The 6,807-nt window shown below is 40.3% G+C and carries 2 protein-coding genes and 1 pseudogene; all 3 read left to right on the top strand.

Features of this window, described 5'->3' with window-relative positions; genetic code table 11:
* Positions 1 to 56 precede the first annotated feature (56 nt).
* A complete protein-coding gene (locus AC1VS3_RS08620; protein WP_481275599.1) occupies positions 57 to 1,607 on the top strand; it encodes a SpaH/EbpB family LPXTG-anchored major pilin in 1,551 nt (516 codons plus the stop codon).
* 20 nt (positions 1,608 to 1,627) lie between these two features.
* Positions 1,628 to 2,494: a pilin N-terminal domain-containing protein gene (locus AC1VS3_RS08625; RefSeq protein WP_481275600.1), complete on the top strand. Its 867-nt coding sequence runs from the start codon at positions 1,628 to 1,630 to the stop codon at positions 2,492 to 2,494.
* Positions 2,481 to 6,807, top strand: a pseudogene (locus tag AC1VS3_RS08630) (leucine-rich repeat protein); the annotation flags it as partial. The gene AC1VS3_RS08625 and the pseudogene AC1VS3_RS08630, both read left to right, overlap by 14 nt.

Here is a 6,807-nt window from a genome sequence, read left to right on the forward strand (position 1 = left end):
TTTTTTGCATGGCTGTTTTTCATATCGATGTTCACAAAAAAGGGAGATAGGTTAATATGAAAAAGAAACAATGCACCAGTATCATTGCTTTATTGGCAACTGCTACACTTTTTGGAGGTGGTTTTTCTGACGCTTCTTCATTGAAGGCTATGGAATCACCTTTTCTTTATGAAACAACGATCGATCAGGATAGTGGTTCTTTGACCATTACTCTGATGGAAAACAATCCGGAAGATGTCCGTTTGCAAGGTGCCCACTACAGCATCTACAAGATCATGAGCATGACGCATGAGAAAACATTTGTTAAGGAAGAGGCCTTTGCCAAGGATCTGGAGAATGTTTCCGAAGATGCCTTAGGAAGCTATTCCAGCGTGCAGATCGAAAATCTCTGCAAGCAATTGGCGGTGACCGCTTCTGATGATGCGATACAGCCAACGGCTGCCGGTACCAGTGATCAGGATGGCATCATCAAATGGGATGCACTTTCCCTTGGATATTATCTGGTCATCGAAGATAAAGCGCCAAATGGTTATGTCAGCGGAAAACCATTTCTGGTAGCGATACCTTCGACAAACAATTATGCGGATGCAACACAGGAAGGAACACATTGGGTCTATGATGTACAGGTAACCCCTAAGAATGAATCCATCTCTATCAGCAAGGAGCTTTCAGGAGATGCTTCTGTAAAAGAAAAGGATCATATCGCTTATCAGATCCAAACAGCAATCCCTAATTATAACGACCATTATTTCGGCGATGAAGAACATCCGGCAACCTTTGCGATCTATGATCAGATGGATGATGGCTTACTGATCGAAAATGATGAAGAGCATCCTATAGAGGTATTGGTAGATCATAAACCGGTTCCTGCCGGAAAAGATACCTATCATCTGACGATCAAGAACGAAACAGGTGAAAACCCTGATCTGATCATTTCCTTTGCGCAAGCTTATATCAAAGCCCATGGAGGAGAAAGCGTAGTAGTCAATTATCATGCACAGGTGAGCGACAGAGCAGTACAAGGACCGGATGGTAATACAAATCGTGCTTATGTTCGTTATGATCATAAACCACAAGAAACGATCACCAGTGCCTATGATCAGGAAACGGTCTATAGCTTTGGTATCCAGATCGAGAAATTCACTAAGGAAGAAGGTAAGGCCTTGGCAGGAGCAAGCTTTGATTTGCTGACAGAAGATGGCAAGGTCATAGCAAGTGCGACATCAGATGAGCAAGGAAACATAACATATCCACGATTAGATGAAGGGACTTATTATATCAAGGAAACAAAATCACCGGCAGGATATACCTTGTTGGCAGAAGCAATCAAGCTGGAGATTATCGCAAATGAAGATGCACAAGGAAGAGCGAGCGATGGAACCTTCAAGATGAGGGTAAATGATAAGGAGATCGTCGCAGCGACAGGGGAGCATACGACAAGGATCGATCAAGCAGAGGGGAAAGCGATCATCGCAATAGCGAATCAGAAAGGATTCGCCTTGCCATTGACAGGTGGCATGGGGATCATCATATATCTTATGATCGGTGGTATAGGAATCTTAGGCATCAGTCTCATCCTATATAAGAAAAGCAAGAAACAGGCATAAGAGAACAGGAGGAAGAGGAAATGAAAACAAGAAGGAGAAAGATGATGCGAAAGATCATGAGCATAATGCTCTTGTTCGTGCTTCTGCTTACACCGATACAGGCAAACAGCGGAAGGATAAACATCCAGTTGAAAGATCTGCCCGGCGATTGGGATGAGAAAGCAGGAGTGGTCTTTACGCTATATCAGGTAGGAAAGATGAGCAATGATGGAAAGGCAGAACTGGATGCCAAGTATGACATGAGCCTGCCAAGCGATGCACAAGGATTGCAGAAGATCGCCAAAAAGCTTACCGCAAAAGAAGGGAAAGAGCTCATCGAAAAGAAGACGACCGACAAGAATGGCTGTCTGTCTTTTGAGAATGTCAAAAATGGCATCTATCTACTTGTACCCTCTCATATGGAAGCCTATGGAAGTATCGATCCTTTTATCGTGACGCTGCCAATGTATGAGGAAGTAAACAATGCTATTCAAGGACCTACCTATATGCTGCAGATAGAACCCAAAGCATCACCCAATGAAGAACCTATAAAACCAGTACCTCCAGTGGATCCAGATGATCCTGAGGTTCCGGATGTCGAAGAACCAGAGAAACCTGTTGAACCAGATAAACCTGTTGAACCAGAAAAACCGGTAGAACCGGATCAACCCGATAAGGAACCTAACGTACCGGAAACCAATGAGCCACAGAAAGAACCAAATAAACCAGAGACACCACAAAAGGAACCATCAAAACCAGAAGAACCAGAGAAAGAAACAGAGGAAACGAAAACAGGAGATACGACAAGAAGAGGTCTGTATGTCTTGTTGATCATGTTATCCGGTTTTGGTATGTATATCATCTATAATAAGCATAGGAAAGGGAGTGAATTGCATGAAGAAGGGTAAAAGAAACAAGCTGATGGCATTGATGCTGGCAGCATCCATGCTGTTCATGAATACGAATTCCTCGTTGTTTGCCAAAGAAGAAGTAAAAGGGGAAGAAATTAGTGAGCAGACAGATAAACCAAGACAACCATCCAGCATAAGTTATGCCCCAACGCAGCAGGCACTCTTAGGAAGCACACCGCTTGAAGAAACGAAAGAGGAGCCAAAAGAAGAAACAGAAACACCAAAGACAAAGGAAGCTGTTCAGACGGTAGAAGTCAAAACAACGATCTATCTGGATGCCAATAAGAATGAAAAGAAAGATAAGGAAGAAAAAGGTGTATCCGATATTGAAGTACGCTTGTATAAGATGCAGGAAGGGACAGCGGAAAAAGAGGCAAGCTATCAGGCAATCACCAACATCAAGGGAGAAGTGTGTCTTAAGGATGTAGAAACAGGAAGCTATCGCATCGAATATGAGAGCATGGATAGCGAGAAGGATCTGAAGGATTATACGATCATCCAAGAGAAGAAGGATATAACAAAAGCAACCGATAAAGAAAAAGAGCTTAACAAAAAGACAGACATAAAGAGAACTGAGAAAGAAAATAAGACGATCCTGTATCAGGAAGAAGTTGAGATCCAAGAAGCGAAAGAATTAGAAGCAGCCTTATATAAAGAGGCGAAAGAACCAGAAGAAACGAAGAATGGATCAAAAACAGAAACAAATAAAAAAGCAGAAACCAAAGCTGAGATTATAGAAAAAAATAAACCAAAGGTACAGCAAGTGACCAATGAGATGAATACGACTGTTCCAACACCTGCACAATTAACAAAGCTAGAAGAAACAAGTGTTGGCGCTGCTTATACAAAAGAGCAGAGCTTGCTAAAAGCAGTACGTGAGGTATTTACTACAGACGATTGGAATTTTAATGTCTATTATGTAGGACAAAGTGATCGTCATGATATAAAGAAACAAAATGACTTTTCTTTGAAATATCAAGTTGAATTCCATAATAGTCGCGATATGGCAATGGGAGAGGTAGTAATAAGAATACCGGCTATTTTAGCAACGGATAGAAATGGCAACAAGATCCTACCAAATAGTATCGCGGTTCCTGAAGGAACGTTAGAGAACCCTGTACCTAACAAAATCACACCATTTAATTATTATCTGGATGAAAAAAGCAACGAATTGGTTTTCTTTAATTACAAGGATATTATTTCTGGCTCTAATGTAGCTTTCCAGGTGCTTTATAAGAATATTGATATCATGCAGCTGCCAGATGGAACCCAATGGGAATTGACACCAAGCATCCAGATCAACGAAGAACAGGTAGAAACAGGAGCACCATTAACAGGAACTATTGATTCTGATGTTAAATTATCAAGCGTTATCAAGTCACCTTATACTTTAGGTAATAAGAGCTATTGTCCAGGTATCTATACGCTGAAACAGTTAGAAAGTATTGTAAAGAATGTGCCAGATCAATATAAAAATAATTTCAGTAACTATAAATTTGTGGCATGGAAGATCAATATCAATGGCAGTGCCACACAGCCCTATGATATCTATTTAAAAGATTTGCCAACAGACGGTGAAATTGTAGGCTTTAATCAGGATTATAAAAAGATAAGCTATGATGGAGATGATAATTACTATAAGATTGTTAATAGTGGAACAGATAAAACGATTCACTATAGCAATATCATTGTCGTTACGGCATATCCAACAGATGCAGTGGAAACCAACAAACCGTTGGATAATGAGGTGGAAGTCGTATTACTGCCAAAGGATGGGAAAGATAAAGAACTGACACAAACAAGTAAGACTAGCTGGAACTATCAGGAATATGAATGGAAATACAATGGTGATCTTGTAGGCATTACTAAAAAAGAGAATAGTGTTTATAAAAGCTGGTTGGAGGTATATAAAGAAGCAAAGAAACAACAAAAGGATCTAGGGGATATTCCATTCCATATCGTATCGGAAACCTACGGTTATGAACTGACTCATCATGCGACAAATCATGAAAATCAATTGGGAGAACGTAAGGAAGGCATGAGTTATCGTATGACAACGGTTGATGATTTTCTTTATGCTTATCCTAATCGCAGCATGAATGGGACATATGAAATCCTAGACAGTAAGGATTACTATTACAGTGGTATTCGCATCCGACAACAGGATATCGGCTATGATCCTTGGGAAGATGAACCCATAACCCCAGAAGGCGAACAGGGCATGATCGTCTATGCCATGTTCAAAGATAAAGACACTTGGGAGAAAGTAGCAGAGATTCCATGGAAAGCAAATGGAGATATGGAATACACCTTTACACAGGATCAATTAGCAAGAGAACCATGGAGAGTCAAGGTGGAACACGAGGCTATGGATTACCGTTCTACTTGTACGATTGATGTCAAGGTAAGATTGCGTCATGATTCTTTAAAGATGGAAAACTTATTGAACAGTGAAGCAGGAGCACAAGAAATCACTTTAGAGAACTTAGCAGGAGCCATGGCAGAAAAATTAGATCATGGAACATCCACAGGCTATCTTCAAGACGCTATACAGGCGAATTATGAGGAACCACAATTAGAAGAATTAACAAAAGCTCTTTATAACACATTGCCAGTAAGGGATAATGCGAATGCTTATCTCAGCGCGTTAGATAAAAATGCAGCTTCTTATAAGTATGGAACCAGTTGGAACGAACCAGTAAATGGAAGAGTACATCTCAACTATAATATCACAGCCTATGATGGCTATGAGGTGTATGGTTCAGAAGCGGTCAGCTATCTAAGAGAGCGTGACTTGCCTACTCCGGGAAGAAAAGATGTTGTCTTTTATGATCTATTGCCTTATGGAGTGAAATATGATCCTAGCGTAGATATCATAGCAGGAAGAGTCAAGAGCGCAGATCATAATGCGGTTAAATATGCAAAATCATGGGATCAAAAGGATGTCAGTGTCAGTATGGATTCTCAAAGAGATGTCATCACGAATTATAATGGTACGGGTAGAACATTACTTGCTTTCCATATCCATTATGACGGAGAAGACCCGGCAGGTTTATATAGCTATGGCAGCGATTATCTTTGGATGGAAGGCTGGGGTATCAGCTTTGGAGCTTATTATGATTGGAAGGATATCGATATCAGCAATGCGGCAACGAACATATCAGCTTTTATGCCGGAACAAGGAGATATACGACCTTTATTAGGAAAAGATAATCAGGTCATGAAAGACGATGGACAAGAATATCCAGCAGGGATGAAAGAGGAATATCAGTATTTTGGAGAAGATATTAATCAAGATGGCATTACGAATATAAAAAATGTCCTGTATGCAAAGGCTATTGTAGATGACGATATGGCGATTGCAACAAGCGATAATATTGAAAAATACGTAAAGGCAGACAAGGATCGTTTTGGGGTATTTGCTGAAAGTGCCATCGTAGCACCAAAAGAAGGCTATACCTATGAAATTACAGTAAAAAATGCAAAAGATATCTTAAAAAACATCGTTGTATATGATCTGTTAGAGGATGCTCCAAAGCATCGTTCAGAACAGGAGAAGGATAAGAACTTTGAAGATAACTGGTGGTATGGAACTTTTGATGGTGTCATTACGACAGGCTTAGAGAAAAGTGGGGCAAGACCAGTAATTTATTACAATGCAAAAAGAAATCCTAACATAACCCAAGGCGAAGAACATCCAGATGAGATTTTAACAGAAGCAAATGGCTGGTATACAGAAAAAGAATGGAATGAAAAAGGGAAGAAGCTTTCTGAAGTAAAAGCAGTAGCTGTGGATATTCGTAAGGATAAAGACGGAAATGAATTTAAGATCGAAGGTATGGGATCTGTTTCCTTCCAGCTTCATATGATCTCACCAGAAGAAGATGAAGCAAAGGAAGAAGCTGATCATACAAACACAGCCCAAAATCAAAGAGCGACTTATGCCTATAATAATGCTGCTTATTATTCAGAAAAGGAAGAAACGCAAGTGAAGCATACGGTCATCGGAAACTCTGTACAGGTATCACAGCATGAATTAGAAAAAGTAGAGATCGTAAAAGCATATGGCGGTAATGTACCAAAAGAAAAGCAGAACAGTGAGTTCCGCTTTATCGCAAGCTATAATGGTTCTACCTATGCCACACAGGAATATCAATTATTTAAGAAGATAGATGGAAATTGGGAACGCCAAGGAACCAATCGTGTCTATGCGACCGAAGCAGATGGCAGCTTCTATCTGCATGCCGATGAAAAGGCGGTATTCGATGTCAAGGATAAGAATCTGTTGACGGTAGAGGAAGAAGAAAATC

The organism is Longicatena sp. (assembly GCF_982403165.1).

Coding starts and splice junctions, on each gene's coding strand:
- AC1VS3_RS08620 (WP_481275599.1), top strand. CDS start 57: ATGAAAAAGAAACAATGCACCAGTATCATTGCTTTATTGGCAACTGCT.
- AC1VS3_RS08625 (WP_481275600.1), top strand. CDS start 1,628: ATGAAAACAAGAAGGAGAAAGATGATGCGAAAGATCATGAGCATAATG.